General features: G+C 55.9%; 18 protein-coding genes and 1 pseudogene. 10 read left to right on the forward strand and 9 right to left on the reverse strand.

Annotation, left to right across the window (positions count from 1 at the left end):
• Positions 1-175: 175 nt before the first annotated feature.
• Entirely contained in the window at positions 176-316 is a 141-nt protein-coding gene (locus Q3970_RS02425; protein WP_303099017.1) for a hypothetical protein, read from the reverse strand.
• A 66-nt stretch (positions 317-382) separates the two neighbouring features.
• On the opposite strand from Q3970_RS02425, the gene Q3970_RS02430 reads away from it, so the two are divergent.
• On the forward strand, positions 383-916 hold the full coding sequence (locus Q3970_RS02430; protein ID WP_303099018.1) for a DUF1697 domain-containing protein: 534 nt from the start codon (positions 383-385) through the stop codon (positions 914-916).
• Between the two features lie 376 nt (positions 917-1,292).
• On the opposite strand, the gene Q3970_RS02435 is transcribed toward Q3970_RS02430, so the two are convergent.
• Positions 1,293-3,086 (reverse strand): bifunctional chorismate-binding protein/class IV aminotransferase, encoded by a 1,794-nt coding sequence (locus Q3970_RS02435; RefSeq protein WP_303099019.1) that lies wholly within the window; start codon positions 3,084-3,086, stop codon positions 1,293-1,295.
• A gap of 166 nt (positions 3,087-3,252) precedes the next feature.
• Between Q3970_RS02435 and ppk2 the strand changes: the two genes are divergently transcribed.
• Positions 3,253-4,182 carry a polyphosphate kinase 2 gene (gene ppk2 / locus Q3970_RS02440; RefSeq protein WP_303099020.1) on the forward strand — a complete coding sequence of 310 codons (930 nt, stop codon included), beginning with the start codon at positions 3,253-3,255 and terminating at the stop codon, positions 4,180-4,182.
• A gap of 135 nt (positions 4,183-4,317) precedes the next feature.
• Positions 4,318-4,668, forward strand: a complete 351-nt coding sequence (locus tag Q3970_RS02445) for a hypothetical protein (RefSeq protein ID WP_303099021.1) — start codon at positions 4,318-4,320, stop codon at positions 4,666-4,668.
• Between the two features lie 87 nt (positions 4,669-4,755).
• Here the strand turns inward: Q3970_RS02445 and yegQ are convergent, their stop codons facing one another.
• Complete coding sequence (gene yegQ / locus Q3970_RS02450; RefSeq protein WP_303099022.1) at positions 4,756-6,111, reverse strand: tRNA 5-hydroxyuridine modification protein YegQ; 1,356 nt, start codon at positions 6,109-6,111, stop codon at positions 4,756-4,758.
• Between the two features lie 291 nt (positions 6,112-6,402).
• Here yegQ and Q3970_RS02455 point away from each other — a divergent pair, with 291 nt between their 5' ends.
• Both Q3970_RS02455 and dtd read left to right on the forward strand, forming a co-directional pair.
• Positions 6,403-7,152: an amino acid ABC transporter permease gene (locus Q3970_RS02455; RefSeq protein WP_303099023.1), complete on the forward strand. Its 750-nt coding sequence runs from the start codon at positions 6,403-6,405 to the stop codon at positions 7,150-7,152.
• Between the two features lie 78 nt (positions 7,153-7,230).
• Positions 7,231-7,692: a D-aminoacyl-tRNA deacylase gene (dtd, locus tag Q3970_RS02460; protein WP_303099024.1), complete on the forward strand. Its 462-nt coding sequence runs from the start codon at positions 7,231-7,233 to the stop codon at positions 7,690-7,692.
• Between the two features lie 174 nt (positions 7,693-7,866).
• On the opposite strand, the gene Q3970_RS02465 is transcribed toward dtd, so the two are convergent.
• From Q3970_RS02465 to rlmH, 4 genes are all read right to left on the reverse strand, one after another.
• Entirely contained in the window at positions 7,867-8,355 is a 489-nt protein-coding gene (locus Q3970_RS02465; RefSeq protein ID WP_303099025.1) for a TlpA disulfide reductase family protein, read from the reverse strand.
• Complete coding sequence (locus Q3970_RS02470) at positions 8,352-8,750, reverse strand: acyl-CoA thioesterase (protein WP_368494366.1); 399 nt, start codon at positions 8,748-8,750, stop codon at positions 8,352-8,354. Before Q3970_RS02470 ends, Q3970_RS02465 begins: the two co-directional genes overlap by 4 nt.
• A gap of 20 nt (positions 8,751-8,770) precedes the next feature.
• Complete coding sequence (locus Q3970_RS02475; protein WP_303099027.1) at positions 8,771-9,130, reverse strand: VacJ; 360 nt, start codon at positions 9,128-9,130, stop codon at positions 8,771-8,773.
• Positions 9,131-9,327: 197 nt separating this feature from the next.
• Entirely contained in the window at positions 9,328-9,798 is a 471-nt protein-coding gene (rlmH, locus tag Q3970_RS02480) for a 23S rRNA (pseudouridine(1915)-N(3))-methyltransferase RlmH (RefSeq protein WP_303099028.1), read from the reverse strand.
• Positions 9,799-9,856: 58 nt separating this feature from the next.
• On the opposite strand from rlmH, the pseudogene Q3970_RS02485 reads away from it, so the two are divergent.
• Positions 9,857-10,090: pseudogene (locus Q3970_RS02485) on the forward strand (hypothetical protein); the annotation flags it as partial.
• A gap of 10 nt (positions 10,091-10,100) precedes the next feature.
• Here Q3970_RS02485 and Q3970_RS02490 read toward each other — a convergent pair.
• Positions 10,101-10,319 (reverse strand): SlyX family protein, encoded by a 219-nt coding sequence (locus Q3970_RS02490; RefSeq protein ID WP_303099029.1) that lies wholly within the window; start codon positions 10,317-10,319, stop codon positions 10,101-10,103.
• On the reverse strand, positions 10,319-11,665 hold the full coding sequence (locus tag Q3970_RS02495; protein WP_303099030.1) for a Na+/H+ antiporter family protein: 1,347 nt from the start codon (positions 11,663-11,665) through the stop codon (positions 10,319-10,321). Before Q3970_RS02495 ends, Q3970_RS02490 begins: the two co-directional genes overlap by 1 nt.
• Positions 11,666-12,118: 453 nt before the next feature.
• Between Q3970_RS02495 and Q3970_RS02500 the strand changes: the two genes are divergently transcribed.
• From Q3970_RS02500 to Q3970_RS02515, 4 genes are read left to right on the forward strand one after another with little or no spacing between them, the layout of a single operon-like run.
• On the forward strand, positions 12,119-12,706 hold the full coding sequence (locus Q3970_RS02500; protein ID WP_303099031.1) for a spore coat U domain-containing protein: 588 nt from the start codon (positions 12,119-12,121) through the stop codon (positions 12,704-12,706).
• Positions 12,707-12,729: 23 nt separating this feature from the next.
• Positions 12,730-13,461 carry a molecular chaperone gene (locus tag Q3970_RS02505; RefSeq protein WP_303099032.1) on the forward strand — a complete coding sequence of 244 codons (732 nt, stop codon included), beginning with the start codon at positions 12,730-12,732 and terminating at the stop codon, positions 13,459-13,461.
• Positions 13,448-16,024, forward strand: coding sequence for a fimbria/pilus outer membrane usher protein (locus Q3970_RS02510; protein ID WP_303099033.1), 2,577 nt, complete (start codon positions 13,448-13,450; stop codon positions 16,022-16,024). Before Q3970_RS02505 ends, Q3970_RS02510 begins: the two co-directional genes overlap by 14 nt.
• Positions 16,012-17,091: a spore coat U domain-containing protein gene (locus tag Q3970_RS02515; RefSeq protein WP_303099034.1), complete on the forward strand. Its 1,080-nt coding sequence runs from the start codon at positions 16,012-16,014 to the stop codon at positions 17,089-17,091. The genes Q3970_RS02510 and Q3970_RS02515 overlap by 13 nt, the downstream gene beginning before the upstream one ends.
• Positions 17,092-17,154 lie beyond the last annotated feature (63 nt).

Consider the following 17,154-nt stretch of genomic DNA (forward strand, 5'->3'; position numbering starts at 1 on the left):
CTCGCCCGCCCCGCTTTTGCCGAAACCATGGCGTGGGCACAGGAAACCGCCGCCCAGATGCCGCTCGAAGCGTAGGTTTTTCAGGCGGCCTGAAAGAACCTGAAAATCCGATACAACATTTATTTCTCAACCAATAAGGAGTATCTATGAAGTGCTTCATGTTGGTGAAAAATGATTATAAAAAACATATTCCAGTTGCCAGATGGAAGAATGCGGCACATAAAGGCGCAATGACCATGTCCCATTCGCGCCGCTGCCAGCCTATCCACGCATCGCCGAATTGCATGGCGGCGGGGATGGCGTGCGCGGCATACATCCGGGCATAAAATTTTTCGTTAATGTATGTGCAGCAATGCACTTTAATTTTTAGAAAGGAGAAAATATGAGCACCTACATCGTCTTGCTGCGTGGGGTAGTGCCCAGCGGTAAAAACAGTATCAAAATGGCTTTTTTGAGAGAAATTTTGGAAGAGGCAGGGTTTAAAAATGTCAAAACCTATATCCAAAGCGGCAATGTGATTTTGCAAAGTTCACTTTCGCCAAGTGAAACCAGCCAAAAAGTTCATTCTGTGATTTTGGAAAAAAACGGTTCGGATTTGCCCGTTATCGTCAAAACTGCCGATGAAATAGAGCGGGTTTTAAGTGAAAATCCTTTTGGCGAAGGTTATGACATCGGCCGTGTGTTTTTCACTTTAAGCAATGAAACGGCAGATAAAAATCTGGTGCGGGAGCTTGAAAACGGGGATTTTGGCGATGAAAAAATTGTCTTTGGAGAATACGCTGTTTATCTGTATCTCCCTAAAGATGCTTCACGCAGCAAATTAAGCAATAACTTTGTGGAGAAAAAGCTGAAAATCACAGCCACTACCCGTAATTTTAATACGCTGACGAAATTGTCGGACTTGGGCAGGCAGTGATGAAAATGATACGGAAGATTACCGTTTGATTGATGATAAGTTGGTTTTGGTGTCTGCCATGCAACACCATAGAATCGATGAAGATACCGTAAGAATAGACACGTTTAACGGACAAGGGGAATTGCTGTATTACGACATCTATGCATGAGAGCCGGAGCCTGAATAGATTAAGTACCGCTTGCAAAAATGCAAGCGGTTGTTTTTTTAAATTCTTTGCAAAGGTCTCAGATTGCATGGTGGCTTAAATTTAAAAGAGGACAAGGCGGCGGAGCCGCAGGCAATACAGATGGTACGGAACCGATTCTGTTGCCGCTTCAGCGGCTTACAAAACCGTTCTCTTTGAGCTAAGGCGGGGTAATGCAGTATCGTTTTAAATTTAAGCCATTATATCTACGGAAAACACACCGCGCAGGGCATTGCTCAGGCGGATCTCTCCGGCATCGCGCAGCATGGCGCGGGTGATGCGGCTTTCGTGCACGGTTGCCGTGCCCAAATAGCGTTCGGGGTCGGCCAGCACGGCTTGGCGCATCACGCCGTTGAGTATGTCCAAATCAAGGGCGGGGGTGTGCCATTCGTTGCCGGTTTTCACAAACACGTTGCTGCGGCCGCCTTCGAGCAGGAAGCCGTCGCGGTTGAAAAACAGGCTGTCGAACGCGCCTTGCCGTTCGGCTTCCCGCCAACCCGTATCGTAAATTTCACGGCGGGTGGTTTTGAAACGGCGCAGGTAGTCGTGCACGGGCAAAACCGTTTCGGCCAGGCACACCTTCGGCAACGGCAGCCCGCCGCCCAACGGCGCGTGGCTGAAGCTGAGGCCGCTTGAAGCGGTTAATTCGGCTTTTACTCGGAAAATGCCGTTGTCGGGCAGGGTGTTCAGGTAGGCGCGGATATGTGCTTCGGGATTGTCGGGGCAGGGCAGGTTGAGGGCGGCGGCAGACTGTTTCAGACGGCCTGCATGAAGGTGCAGCAGGGCGCATTGTTTGTGTTGCGCGCGCAGGGTTTCAAAAATGCCGAACTCGGGTTGGAGTCGGGTGAGAAAACGGGCTTTCCATTGGCATTCGGTGTATTCGGCCTGCGCTCCGCTGTCGGCCACGATGCCCGAGCCTACGCCGTAAACGCCGCGGTAGAGGCCGTCTGAAAGCGGGGAGAGTTCCAGTGTGCGGATCACCACGTTGAGCGTGCCGTGAAAGCCCAGGCCGCCTTCGCAAGGTTCGAGAAAGCCGATGCTGCCGGTGTAAAGCCCGCGCGGCGCGGTTTCGGTTCGGCCGATAATCTGCATACTCATGCGTTTGGGCGCGCCGGTAATCGAGCCGCAAGGGAAGGCAGCGCGGAAAATATCGGCGGCGCGGGTTTGCGGCTTGGCTTCGGCTTCTATCAGGCTGGTCATCTGCCACACGCTGCCGAAGCGGCTCACTTTAAACGGCTCGGGCACGCACACACGGCCGGTTCGGGCGATTTTGCCCAAATCGTTGCGCAATAAATCCACAATCATCACGTTTTCGGCGCGGTTTTTCGGATCGGCCTGCAAGGTGCGGGCGCGTTGGTTGTCGAGGCCGTCGTTCAGAACCGGCGCCGTGCCCTTCATCGGCTCGGTGCGGATGAGGCCGTCTGAAGAAATATCGAGAAACAGTTCGGGCGAAAAACACAATATCCAGCGCGGCTTGCCGTGCACGTCGGGCAGGCAGGCGCAGGCGCCGTAGGGAACGGGCTGGCGCAGGCGGCGGTAGAGTTCGGCGGGGTGGCCGTAAGCCGTGAGGTGCAGGCGCGTGGTGTAATTGATTTGGTAGGTGTCGCCGCGAGCAATCGCCGCCTGTATGTCGTGCACGGCCTGTATATAGGCAGTTTGCGGGGTGTCGCTTTGCGGGGCGGAAATGCCGGCCGGCGCGCTTTGCGGGCAATGTGCCGCCAGCCACGAGGCCGCGTCGGTTTCGCGTCTGCGCGCAAACCAATGCAGGGCGAGGCGGGCGTCGGCGCGGCCGGGCAGGTTGGCAAGCGGCAGGCCGAATTCGTAATCGGCGCAGATAAAAACGTGCAGGCCGCGCTGCCAGCCTTCGTGCAGGCAGGCATCGAGCGTGTCGAGTTCGGCAGCGGTGAGAAAGCGGCTGTGGGCATAGCCTTCGTAACAAACGGCACGGCCGTTTACGGCATCATCAAGCAGCGCGGAATAAGGCATGGCAGGCAGGATTCAAAAACCGCCATTATAGCGGACAGCGGGGCTTGGCGGAGGTGCGGAGGAAATCCGGCCGCATGTGGTTTTTTGTTCGTTTAAGTGAAAAGGAGTAGAATAACCCTATAAAGTTTACAGATTCCGATTAACCCTTTCTATATAAGGAGCACACATGGCCGACCACCAATTAAAACCGTTTGAACGAGTGGATCTCGGTGAGAAAAAAGAAGAGCTGAAAGTGTTTGAAAAAGCCGTTTTGGAACACAAAGGCCGCGCAACCAAAGAGGATTCGGGCACCGCGCCGCTGCCGGAAAGCTACCCCTACCGCACCCGCATGAACCGCAGCGTTTATGAAAAAGAAAAGAAAAAACTGCAAATCGAGCTTTTGAAAGTGCAAAGCTGGGTGAAAGATTCCGGCCAGCGCATCGTGTGCCTGTTTGAAGGCCGCGATGCAGCAGGCAAGGGCGGCACCATCAAGCGTTTTATGGAACACTTAAACCCGCGCGGCGCGCGCGTGGTGGCTTTGGAAAAACCCACCGAAACCGAAAAAGGCCAATGGTTTTTCCAACGCTATATCCAGCATCTGCCCACTGCGGGCGAGATGGTTTTTTTCGACCGCTCTTGGTACAACCGCGCCGGCGTGGAGCGCGTGATGGGCTTTTGCGAGCCGCATGAATACCTGCTGTTTATGCGCCAGACGCCCGAGTTCGAGCGTATGCTGGCGGCCAGCGGCATCCATCTGTTCAAATTCTGGTTTTCGGTAAGCCGCGACGAGCAGCTGCGCCGCTTTATTTCCCGCCGCGACGATCCTTTGAAACACTGGAAGCTCTCACCCGTAGATATCCAGTCGCTCGACCGCTGGGACGACTACACCGATGCCAAAAACGCCATGTTCTTCCACACCCACACGGGCGACGCACCGTGGACGATTATCAAATCCGACGATAAAAAACGTGCCCGTTTGAACTGTATCCGTGCGTTTCTGCATTCGCTCGACTACCCGGGCAAAGACATAAAAGCCATCGGCGAAGCCGACCCGCAGATTGTGAAAGTGCCTGATACCAAATTCACCAACAACAACTTTGATGTGATTGCCGATTAGGCAGGCAAAAGCCGTTGTGCAGGCCGTCTGAAAACCTTTGAGCGTTTCAGACGGCCTGTTTTTTAGCGGCCCCGATTTCTTGAAATATGCAATTAAGATATAATAACTGTTTCGATAACATAAAAACCGAACATTATGACACGATACGCCTTCTTACTTACCGCCGCCGCGCTGGCGCTGACCGCCTGCGGCACGCAAAAAGCCGTCCGCCCCGATGCCCCCGCCCCCGCAGTAGCCGAATCGCAGGCGCAGACTGTTCACTACAAAACCAAAAAAGGCAAACGCTTAACCGCCGTTTACCACAATAACCACAGCCCGCTGACCGTCGAGTTAAAGCAGGGTAACAGCGTGGAAAAACTGAAACAGGTTCAATCGTGGGCAAAAGGTGTGGAATATGCCAACCGCACAACCCGCTGGCACGTTCAGGAAGGCCGTGCCACACTCAGGCGCAAGGGGGTGGCCAGGATTTATTATGAAACGGATTAACGCTGTTTTTTGTGAGGGTTGAATGCAACAGGCCGTCTGAAGAAGTATTTTCAGACGGCCTGTTGCAGTTCCGCAGCGGGTTTACGGTTAAGGGTTCATAATCCGCGCAATCAGCGCGTTTTCTTTGCCCCGCATATGCGGGATTTTCACTTGAATGCCGTTGCCGGGCGCGGCATCCACCGCTTCGCCTTTGCGCATGATGGCTTCCAGCACCAGCGTTTGGTTGCCTGAAGGGTGGATGATTTCCAGCGTGTCGCCCACGGCGAAGCGGTTTTTCACGTCTACAGTGGCCCAGCCTTCGGCGTCGATTTCCAACACCCGGCCGACAAACCGGCTTTGTTTGGCGAGCGAATGGCCGGCCAGATAGTTTTGGTAGTCCTGCGTTTGGTGGCGCTCCAAAAAGCCGGAGGTGTAACCGCGGTTGGCCAGCCCTTCGAGTTCGGAGAGCAGGCCGTAGTCAAACGGTTTGCCTGCCACGGCATCGTCAATCGCTTTGCGGTAGGCCTGCGCCACGCGGGCGACGTAGTAAACCGATTTGGTGCGGCCTTCCACTTTGAGGCTGTCCACACCGATTTCGGCGAGCCTGGCTACCTGCTCGATGGCGCGAAGGTCTTTGGAATTCATGATGTAGGTGCCGTGTTCGTCTTCCATAACCGGCATGTATTCGCCGGGGCGGTTGGCCTCTTCGATGAAAAACACTTTGTCGGCGGCGGGGTGGCGCTGCTGGCCGTTGATGCCTTCGAAGGCGGCATCCGCTTCTTCCTGCGCACGGTTGAAATCGAAGCCTTGCAACAGCCCGGCATCACCCGCTTCGTCTTCAGTGCTGCCGTGCACTTTGTAATCCCAGCGGCAGGCGTTGGTGCAGGTGCCCTGGTTGGGGTCGCGGTGGTTGAAATAGCCCGACAGCAGGCAGCGGCCTGAATAGGCGATGCACAAGGCGCCGTGTACGAATACTTCCAATTCGATATCGGGGCATTCTTGGCGGATTTCGGCGATTTCTTCCAAACTCAGTTCGCGCGAGAGGATAATGCGCTCCACGCCGGTTTTCTGCCAGAACTGCACGCCCCAATAGTTGGTAGTGTTGGCCTGCACCGATAAATGAACCGGCACATGCGGCCACTTTTCGCGCACCTGCATAATCAGGCCGGGGTCGGCCATAATCAGCGCATCGGGCTTCATGGCGATTAAGGGTTCCATATCGGCCGTAAAGGTTTTCAGCTTGCTGTTGTGCGGCAGGGTGTTGACGGTCAAATAAAATTTTTTGCCGCGCGCATGAGCTTCGCTTATGCCTTGTTCAAGCACGGGCAGTTTGGCGAATTCGTTGTTGCGGGCGCGCAGGGAATAGCGCGGGCTGCCGGCATAGACGGCGTCGGCGCCGAAATCGAAAGCCGCGCGCATACGGTCAAGGCCGCCGGCGGGAAGAAGCAGTTCGGGTGATTTCATGATGTGTGTTGAAAATAAATATATTTCAAACGTTTAGGCCGTCTGAAAAAGAAACGGGAAAGGGGTGGGATTATCCGCTTTTTCGCGGTGGCGGTCAATTTGCGAGAGCCCGGGTTTTCAGACGGCCTCCGGGTTCGAAGGATAACTGCCGGAAACGGCAGCACCGCCAATACGGTAGTTTTGCTGCTTGAAATAAATCGTTTCAACGAATGTGTTTTCTTGTAAAATAGCCTGTTTCACACTGCGGCCGCACGCCGTTATCTTTAAGCTTCTTTTTCTGAAAAGCCAGGCATGAATTTCCGTTTCGACATTATCTACGAATACCGCGAGATGTTTTTCTACGGTGCGCTGACTACGCTGGGGCTGACGGTGGCGGCCACCTTGGGCGGCACGGTTTTGGGTTTGTTCGGCGCGCTGGCGCGTATTATCCGGGTGGAAAAAGGCAATTTCCTGCTGCGCGCGCTGGCGTGGCTGCTGCGCACCGTTTCACTGGTGTATGTTACGCTGTTTCGCGGCACGCCCCTGTTTGTGCAGATCTTTATCTGGTTCAACGTTTGGGCGGTGGCGCTTATCCACCCCGCCGGCGGCTGGTTGGTTTCGGGCGATCTGGCGGTAGAGCTGCGCCGCAATTACGGTGCGCTGATTGCGGGTGTTTTGGCCCTGACGTTTAACGCCGGCGCATATATTACTGAAATATTCCGCGCCGGCATCCAGTCTGTCGACAAAGGGCAGATTGAAGCGGCGCGTTCTTTGGGGCTTACCTATCCGCAGGCGATGCGCTATGTGGTGCTGCCGCAGGCGCTGCGCCGCATGCTGCCGCCTTTGGCCAACGAGTTTATCACGCTGCTCAAAGACAGCTCGCTGTTATCGGTTATCGCCGTGGCCGAGCTGGCCTATGTGCAGCGCACGATTTCGGGGCGTTTTTCCATTTATGAAGAGCCGCTCTACACCGTGGCGCTGATTTATCTGGTGATGACCATGTGTTTGGGCTGGCTGTTTTCACGGCTGGAAAAACGCTATAACACGACAGGGCAGCGTTAGCATAAAGGCCGTCTGAAAAGAAAATATTTTCAGACGGCCTTTCACTTGATTTGATTGATAGGGAAGGCTGTTTTAGATATGAGGGCCGTTATCCAAAAAGTTACCCGCGCCGCCGTAGAGGTGGCGGGCGGAAGCGGGCGCGAAACCGCCGGGCGCATCGGGCACGGTTTGGTGGTGCTGCTCGGCGTGGGGCGCGGCGACACCGAAGCCGATGCCCGCTATATCGCCGATAAAACCGCCAACCTGCGTATTTTTGAAGACGGCGCGGACAGGTTGAACCTGTCGCTGCAAGACGCCGGCGGTGCGGTGCTGCTGGTTTCGCAGTTCACGCTTTACGGCGATGCCCGCAGCGGCCGGAGGCCGTCGTTTTCGGAAGCCGCCCCGCCGGAAGAGGCCAACGCGCTCTATGAGCAGGTTGCCGCCATGCTGCGCGGGCACGGCATCACGGTAGAAACCGGCCGTTTCCAAACCCATATGCAGGTGGAGCTGTGCAACGACGGGCCGGTTACGCTGCTGCTGGATTCTCGAAAAATGTTTTAGCGGTTTCGCCGCCTTGTCCTCTTTTAAATTTAAGCCGCTATAACGGCAGCCTCCCCCCTTTTCAGACGGCCTCTTTGCTGACGGGCGGTTTGGGAAGGAGGCAAATTCAAGTATTGCGCGGGCAAGTTGGAAACCGATATGGTTTGAAAAAACCGGATGGTGTAAGGCTTCGGTTTATTTTGCCAGCTCCCGGTCTATTTCCTGATAGAGCTTGGCGAAATCCGGTTCGCCGACAAAGGTTTTCAGCAGTTCGCCTTTTTTATTGATGAAAAACGAAGTGGGGGCGACTTTTACGCCGAAGGCTTTGCCGGTTTTGCCGTCGGCATCATACATGACGGTAAACGGCAGTTGGCGGTCGGCGGCATAGTTTTTGACGCTTTCCGGCGGGTCGTAGGGCAGGGAAATGGCGATGATTTGGAAATCTTTGCCGTGGTAGTCTTTGGCGGTTTGAATCAGCTTGGGCATTTCGCTGACGCAGCCGGGGCAGGAGGGATACCAAAAGTTAATCAGGGTAACTTTGCCCTGCAGGTCGGCATTGCTGACGGTTTTGCCGTTTAAGTCGGGCAGGAAAAAGGCGGTGGCGGGTTGGTTTTTCGGCCACAGCACAAAGGCAAGCAGGGCGGTGACAATAAGCGCGGCGGCGGCGGTGAGGATTTTTTTCATGATTCGGTGTGTGCGTGTCCGGTTAAAAAGGTGAGCAGTTCGGCAGGCAGGTCGGTGGCGCGGCCGTTGGCGGCGCTGACGGGAACCAGCGTGATGCCGGCTTCGGCGGCGGTTTTGCCGGTGTCGGCGCGGCGGACGGTTTGGCGGAGCACCACTTGGCGGGGTGCGGCAGACCGGATGCGGGTGGCGATATCCAGCGTTTGGCCCTCTTGTGCGGCGCGCAGGTAGCGGATGTCGGTGCGGGCAACCACCATCATGATGCCGTCGAGCAGGCTCAGCAGGTTGTGCCGTTCGAAAAAAGCCCAGCGCGCTTCTTCGAGAAATTCGAGATAGCGCGCGTTGTTGACGTGGCCGTAGCCGTCGAGGTGGTAGCTGCGTATGCGTATGCGGGTCATGCCGAAGGCCGTCTGAAAACTTAATTCAGGGTGATGGGCTGGAAGATTTCGCGGCCGAGCGGCTCTTGTTCCAAATCGGTCAATACGGTGGAAAGTTGGATGTCGAACCATTCGTTGAAGATGTCGGGGTCCAAATCGGGCCACAGGCTTTCGTCTTCGCACCAGTCGGCCAGCTCGGCGGCGAAAAGCTGTTCGCAGCGGCTTTCGATTTCGTCCCACACTTCGTCGGCGGTTTCGCAGGGGCGTACGAGGTAGGAATTGGAATCGGCCTGCAGGTCTTCGAGACGGATGTCTTCGGGGCTTTCGGGCAGTGATTGCAGCCAGTTCCAAAACGGCTCGAGGGGAATCAGGAAAAATACGCTGCGGTTAACTTCATACATGGCTGTGCTCCTGCAAACAGATGAGTGAATGATATAGCAAAGGAAGGTGGAAATCTATAACGGTTCGGGCATCAGCCTGTGCGAATCTGCCGTTTGCGGCATATTTTGCGTGGTCTCTGTTGTGTTGCAAGCGGGGTCTGTTAAAAATCTTCGGCCGTCTGAAAATTTTTTCAGACGGCCTTGTGTTGCGTACCTGTTTATTCGCGGTGGTAGGGGTGGTTGTGCAGAATCGATACGGCGCGGTAGAGCTGTTCGGTGAGCAGCACGCGCACCATGCCGTGCGGCAGGGTGAGGCTGGATAAACGCATCATCAGGCGCGCCTGTTGTTTGAGCCGGTCGGTCATGCCGTCGGCGCCGCCGATAACGAAGCAGACGTGCTCGCCGTTGCGTTGCCAGTTTTCCAAATGATCCGCCAGTTCTACCGATGTGGGGGCTTTGCCGCGCTCGTCGAGCACAACCAAAAATGCGCCGGCGGGTATGGCTTCGAGTATGCGCTTTTCTTCTGCGGCCATGCCTTGGGCGGCGTTCACGCCGGCGCCGCGCTTTTCGGGTTTGATTTCTTTTAAGGTATAGCAAACATCGCTCCCGAAGCGCTTGGCGTATTCGTTGACGGCCTCATCGACCCAGCGCGGCATTTTGGTGCCGACGGCCAAAACGGTGATGTTCATAATGGATAATCTTTCTGCACGGCCAAATCTTGTTTGGTTGCGGTTGGCTTGACGGGTTATGTTTTCAGACGGCCTTAATAAAGCGCAGCGGCGGCGGATACCAAACAGGCCGTCTGAAAACATACATAATGGTTCAGACGGCCTGAGACCTTTGCAAACTCCCCATCTGCGGCGCATTTCTGCGTTGTGCGCTGCTCGCTCGCTTGCCTAACTCTATGTTATGTCTGCGCTCGCTGCGCTGCTACGCCTTGAACTGCATCCACATCTGGGAAGTTTGCAAAGGTCTCGGCCTGTCGGCACATTCAATAATGCGGCGGGATTTCGTCTGCCGGATTGTATGCGGTATCGCTGCCTTCGCCTCCCTTGTCTTGCAGTCGCCGGTAGAGCAGCCTGAGCTGCCCCTGCTGCAAATCCAACGCTTGCTGCATTTTGGCGACGGTGTCGCTGAGATTGTCGAGCAAGTCGGCCTGTAGTGCGGTTTGGATTTCCAATTCGGTGATGCGGTTTTCGAGATTCTGCATCACAACACCATGGCGGCAATCCAACCCGATACCATCAGCGGCAGGTTGTAGTGTAGAAAGGTGGGGATAACCGTATCGCGTATGTGGTCGTGTTGGCCGTCGGCATTCAAACCGGCGGTGGGGCCGAGGGTGGAGTCGGAAGCGGGCGAACCGGCATCACCCAGCGCGCCCGCTGTGCCGATAATCGCCAGTGTCGCCACCGGCGAGAAACCCATACCTATGCACAGCGGCACATAAATGGTAGCGATAATCGGCAGGGTGGAAAACGAGCTGCCTATACCCATCGTAACCAGCAACCCCACCAGCAGCATGGCGGCGGCGGCCATACCTTTGCTGCCTGCAAACATATCGGCCGAGGCTTTTACCAGCGGCTCGATTTCTTTTGTGGTTTTCATCACTTCGGCAAAGCCTTGGGCGGCAATCATGATGAAACCTATCATCGCCATCATTTTTACACCATTGTTAAATACGGCATCAGCCTCACCCCAGCGCACCACGCCGGCGGCCATAAACACAGCGAAGCCCACCATCGCGCCCAGCAGAAGCGAATCGGCCCAAAGTTGCACGACAAACGAAATCACAACTGCCGCCACCGCCACCGTGCTGCGGTAGGCCGACATTTCCGGCCTGGCGGCGGCCTGGCGGGCGGCTTCTACGTCGACGGTGCTGTTTTGATACGCGCGCGGACGGCGGTAGCTGAACAGCAGCGCGACCAGCAGCCCTGCCACCATGCCTAGGGCGGGAATGGTCATGGCGTGCATTACATTCACATCATCTACGTTCAGCCCGGCTTTATTAATGTTGCCTACCAGAATCTGTTTCAGAAAAATCTCGCCGAAGCCGTAAGGCAGCCACATATAAGTGGTAACCAGGCCGAAAGTCATCACGCAGGCGAGCAGGCGGCGGTCGATCTGCATGCGGTTGAACACCAGCAGAAGCGGCGGAATAATCAGCGGGATAAAGGCGATATGGATAGGAATCAGGTTTTGGCTCATCACGCTCATTGCCAGCAGCGCCAGCAGCAGCCCCCATTTAACTGCATTCATACTGCCGGGAACACGGTCGCGCACGTGGCCGGCATCCAAGCGTCGGATAACTGCATTGGCCAGTGTTTGCGGCAGCCCCGAATGGGCAATTGCTACGGCAAATGCCCCCAGCATGGCATAAGAGAGTGCAATTTGCGCGCCGTTGGCCAGGCCGGTTTGGAACGCTTTCATGGTTTCGGCCAACCCCAAGCCTGCCGCCAACCCACCTGCCAGCGCCCCCAGCAGCAGGCTCAATACAACATGCACCCGCGCCAGCGACAACACCAGCATCACAAGAACTGCAATCACCACGGCATTCATAGCTGTTTCTCCATAAAAATAACGGCATTGCCTGCCGCATAAAAAATTTAAGTTGCAGATTTTACCCTGTGCATAGGCTTACTTACAAACCGAAACTTTCGAAAAGCCGCACAGACGCCGTCAAAGAGGTGTTCCTCAGCGGGTTATGCTGTCTGCAACAAAATATTCAATATAAATTTCTGTTTGTTTACAACGGGTTTTATTCAAACAGCCAAATACCTGTGTAAATATATTGCTGTTTTTTGTAAATATCAGGATAATTCAAATATCTTAAAGGTGATTATTTCTGATATTCGGCATATTCAGACGGCCTTCAGCAATTCTGAGGCCGGCGCCCGCAGCAATAATCCCCGTAAGATGATTTTTCCGAGTTTAAACATAAAAACAGCCGGATATCCGCAAGCCGCCGTTTCCGGCAGGTTGCGGAACGGCCTTAATAAAAGGACATTACACATGAAAACGGTAAAAAACCTCTTTGTACTCACCACGACTGCGGCCGCTTTGCTGGCGCCCGGTATGGCGGCAGCCGAAACCAAAATTGCCGACTTCCACGTTACCATCCGCATCAAACCCATCTGTGAAGTGGTAACCAATACCGGCGGTGCGCCCACCGTAGAAGAATCCACTCCTTCTGCCGGTGCGGATATCGATTTCGGCGAATACTTCTCCAACCACAGCACCGACGTTGACGGCCAAAGCAAAGCGGGCGGTTCGGAAGGTATTGCCGTGAAATGTACCAAAGGCACACCGTACCAAATCGCTCTGACCCCCGCCACCGACAACAATAACGCCGGCGGCGGCAGCATGAACGGTTTGAGCGGTTCCGGAGCGGCGGGCAGCAAAATCGCCTACACCCTGTATCAGGACAGCGGCCGCAGCAAAGTATGGGGCGATCAAAGCGGCACCAACACCGTATCGGCCATCGGCGAGGGCTTTGCCCAAAACGTCAACTACCCCGTGTACGGCCGTGTTGCAGGCAGCGAGTTCGACAAACCGGTAGGCCGCTATACCGACAAAGTTACTGTTTCCGTTATCTATTAACCAAAAAGCAAGCCGATACACCTATGTTATGGTTTACACAAAAACCGGTACGCCTGCTGTGCGGCATGATGCTGGGTGCTGCGGCACTCGGCAGTCATGCCGCCGGGCTGCAAATCAGCCCGACCGGACTCTCCCTGCCCGCCAAACAGCGGGCAGGTATTTTCACACTTACCAACACCGGCGGCCAGCCGCTGACGGCACAGGTGCGGGTATACCGTTGGGATCAGGATGAAAACGGCAAAGACGTCCTCACGCCCAGCAAAGAAGTTATCGCCAGCCCGCCTATGGTGAAACTTGCCGCAGGAGGCGTGCAACAGTTCCGCGTCATCCGCACCAAACCTGCGGTGCAGGCAGAAGAAGCCTACCGGCTGGTGGTAGACGAGCTTCCTCCGCCGCAGGCCAAACAGAAAAAAGGCCTGCAATTCGTATTGCGTTATTCTGTGCCGTTGTTTTTAAACCAAACAGAAAATCCTGAAGCCGCGCTGCAATGGCATATCCGAAATGCGCCCGGCGGCAGGATGCTGCTCACTGCAGCCAATACCGGCACGGCACATGCCCAATTGAGCAATATCGCCGTGCAGACCGTTAAAGGCAGGCACAACCTGGTAAACGGCCTGGCAGGATACGCACTGCCCGGTAAAACCTGGCAATACAGTTTGGATTCTTCTGCTTCTGCCGCCGTTCGCCAAGGCAAATTGTCCGTTACGGTAAACGGCCGCACCGTCCAACCGGAGGTTCGATTTGCAGCCCGCTAATGCTGCTTTCACCCTCAAACACATTGTTTCCGGCATTTTGCTGTGCTTCTGCTCCTTACAGGCGGCGGCGCAACCCAATCTTCCGGAGGCCTCCGCATATTCTGAAGAATGGCTGCCCGTTTACCCGCAGGTAAATATCAACGGCAGCGATTCAGACGGCCTCTTTGAATTTATCTCCCATAACGGCAGGCTGCTGGTAAACAACGAAACACTGGCGGCACTCGGCATACGAGTGCCGCCCGAAGCACTGCGGCAGGCCGCCGTGTCAGCAGTACCTGTTTCAAACGGCGGTGAAAACAGGCATACAGCCTCCGGTGGCAGCACAACAGAAAACGAAACGCCGGAAGAAACATCAGACGGCGCATCAAACGGAGAAACTGCCGCCGATCCGTCTGCAGGCCGGGAAGCCCTTTCCTCTTCCGATGACGGCACCGCCCGGAAATGGTATGCGCCCGACAGCATTCCCGGTTTGGAAATGCAGTACGACGCAGGCAGGCAGACATTGGCCCTGACCGCCCCTTTGGCATGGCTCAACCTGCCGCTTACCAAAATCGGCGGCCGTCGGGAAGCAGCCTATGACGTTGCCAAAGCGGGCGTGGCGGGTATCTTCAACTACGATTACAACATCACGCGCAACAGCAGCGGCGACACCGGCCAAGGTCTGCTGGCCGAAGCGCGCCTTACCGCCCCGGCAGGCTATTTGAGCCACAACCATCTTTGGAGCCGGCAAAACCCGCAAACCGGCGGTTCATCATCTGAAAGTGTGCGCCTGGACACCTATTGGCGCACCGTATGGGAAGACAAAGGGCTGGTTCTGACCGCAGGCGATGTTTTAACCGGCCGTTCGGGCAATTCCGGCGGTTCGCGCATCGGCGGTTTGAAATTGGAGCGCACCTACAGCGTGCAGCCGTGGCGCAGCACCGCGCCGCTGCATTCCTATGTGGGAGAAAGCACGCTGCCGGGCACGGTTGATCTGTATTTGAACGGTGTCAAACAATACGGCCGCGATATTGCCGCCGGCAATTACGAAATCACCCTGCCGCCGGTTATCGGCGGCAGCGGCATGGCGCAGATAGTGGCTACCGATATTCTGGGGCGCACCGTCGTGGTAGACATGCCCCTGTACGGCGGCAGCGGCATGTTGGCCGAAGGGCTTTCGGAATGGTCGCTGGAAGCAGGCTACCTGCGCCGCAACTATGGGCTGAAATCTTCCGGCTACGGTAAAAAACCGGTGGGCGGCGGCATGTGGCGCCACGGCTTTACCAATTTCCTTACCGCACAGATCAATGCCGAAGGCGGAGGCAGTTACCGCAGGCTCGGCATGGCTTCCAGCGCCGTTTTGGGTGTTTTGGGGCAATTGGATCTCAGCCACACCCAAAGCCGTATCCGGTCAAAAAGCGGGCGGTACAGCAGCGCTTTTTTCAGCACCCAAAAGGGGGCTTGGTCGTTCGGCACGGGATTCGGCCGCACAAGCGGCAACTTTGCCGATTTAAGCGCCGTGCTCGATCCCGATGCCTACCTCGACAAATCCTCCCCCGTCCGCACGGCTTCCGCTTCTTTGGGTTGGAGCGGCAACAGTCTGGGTTCGTTCACCCTTTCCTACCTGTATAACCGGCAGGGCGGCGACACGGCCGACAAAGTCGGATCACTGGGCTGGAACCGCAACTTCGGCCGCCGCACCAATATTTTCCTGAACGGCACCCGCAACTTTAACGGCAGCAGGCAGCACAGCATCTACGGCGGCATATCGCTGAGTTTTGATAAAGGCTATTCCGCCACCCTCAGCGGCCAGCGCGACAATGCCGACAACAGTTACCGCGCTTCTTTAAACAAATCTTCCCACGGCTTAGGCAGCCCCTCGTGGCATCTCGGCTGGCAGCAAAACCGCAACGAAAGCGCAAACAGAAGCCATTTGAACGGCCACATAAACTACGACACCCAATACGGCGACGCGCGCGCCAATGTTTATAACAGCAGGGGCGATACCAACTGGAATGCAGGCTGGCGCGGCGGGCTGGTATTGATGCGCGGCGGCCTGTTTGCCTCGCGCACCGTCAATAACAGCTTTGCTGTGGTCAGCACCGGCGGCGTGGGCGGTATTCCCGTTTCCCTGTTCAACAACAAAGCGGGGGTTACCAACCGCAAAGGCCTGCTGCTCGTGCCCGATTTGTCGGCCTACCAGAAAAACACGCTGGATATCGACATTACCGGCCTGCCGCCCGACATATATGCCGAACAAGGCCGCATAGAAGCCGTGCCCCCCGAGCGTTCCGGCGTTGCCGTAGATTTCCGCCTCAACCGTATGCGTGCCGCCTCCATAACCTTAAAAGACGGCGGCGGCGCGTTTGTGCCCGCCGGCAGCACCATATACGGTGAAGACGGCACTGCCGCCGCCGTGGTCGGCTTCGACGGCCAAACCTTTATTGAAAACCTTTCGTCAGGAAAAAACCGCTTTACCGTTACCCTGCCCGAAAGCGGCGGCACATGCCGCTTCAGTGCAGATTATCCGGCCGACGGCGGCGGCAGCCTGCCCGATCTAGGTGAAACCATATGCGAAAATTAAACCCGTTCCGCCCCGGCTCTGCCCGGCTCAAAAGAAATGCCGCCGCCTCCGCCGCAAAAACGGCAGCCGCAGTGGCGGCGCTGTGTGCCTTTCAGACGGCCTGTGCGGCCTGTACCGCAACCATGGGCAATATCAATTTCGGCAATATCGACCCGCTGAATCCCGGCAACCTGACTGCGCAGGCGCAACTGACGGTTACCTGCAGCAGGGACAGAACCGGTTGGACTGCTTTTAGATATAGTGAATATATGAATGTATGTCTGGCTGTAGATGGCGGCCGTGCTTCGGGTTGGAATAACCGCACTACCAATCCGCGCGGCCTGTGCCTGAACGGTTCGTGCGCAGGTTCTACGCCCCTGTATTACAACCTCTACACTGATAGCAACTACAGCACCATTTGGGGGACGCCCAACCTTTCCGCTACACCAAACGTATTTCAGACCACATTTACCTTTCCTGCAAGGAATACTGCTTCACAATCCAATACTTTCACTGTTTATGCCAAGCTGAACGAGCCTTTTACCGGTCTCGTACCCGGCGCTTATTCAATAGCCTACACAGAAGGTGCCACCGCCTTGGCTTCCGCCAGTTCTACCGGCTCTATGCCCGCGTCGTGCGGTTCTATGCAAACTATCCGATTTCCCTTTACCGTTTCGGCCAACATAATAAAAAACTGCATCGTCGGCACGCCCGACGATATCGATTTCGGCACGGCTGCACCGACCGACACCAACCTGCAGGGTCAGGCCTCCTTCAACGTAACCTGCACCAACAGCACGCCCTACAATATCGGCCTGAAACCCTCCAACAACAGCACTACGGGGGCGGGCATTATGAGCCCGACTTCATCGGGCAACGCCGACCGCGTGCCCTATCAGCTGCGATCTGCAAGCGGCGCCAACGGCAAAATCTGGGGCAACACCGCCACCGCTTCCGCCAACGGCAACGGAGTGGGCGGCATGGGGACGGGATCGGCACAGAGCTACACCGTTTATGCCACCGTGCCTTCGGCCGATTACCATTACGGCGAATACCGGGATACTGTAACCGTGATGGTAAATTATTGATATGTTTTAATATACAGGAAGGCGTATCACGAAGCCGCCACCCTGAAACAATGGGTCTTTGCA

Source organism: Neisseria sp. (assembly GCF_030530745.1).
Taxonomy (GTDB): Bacteria; Pseudomonadota; Gammaproteobacteria; order Burkholderiales; family Neisseriaceae; genus Neisseria.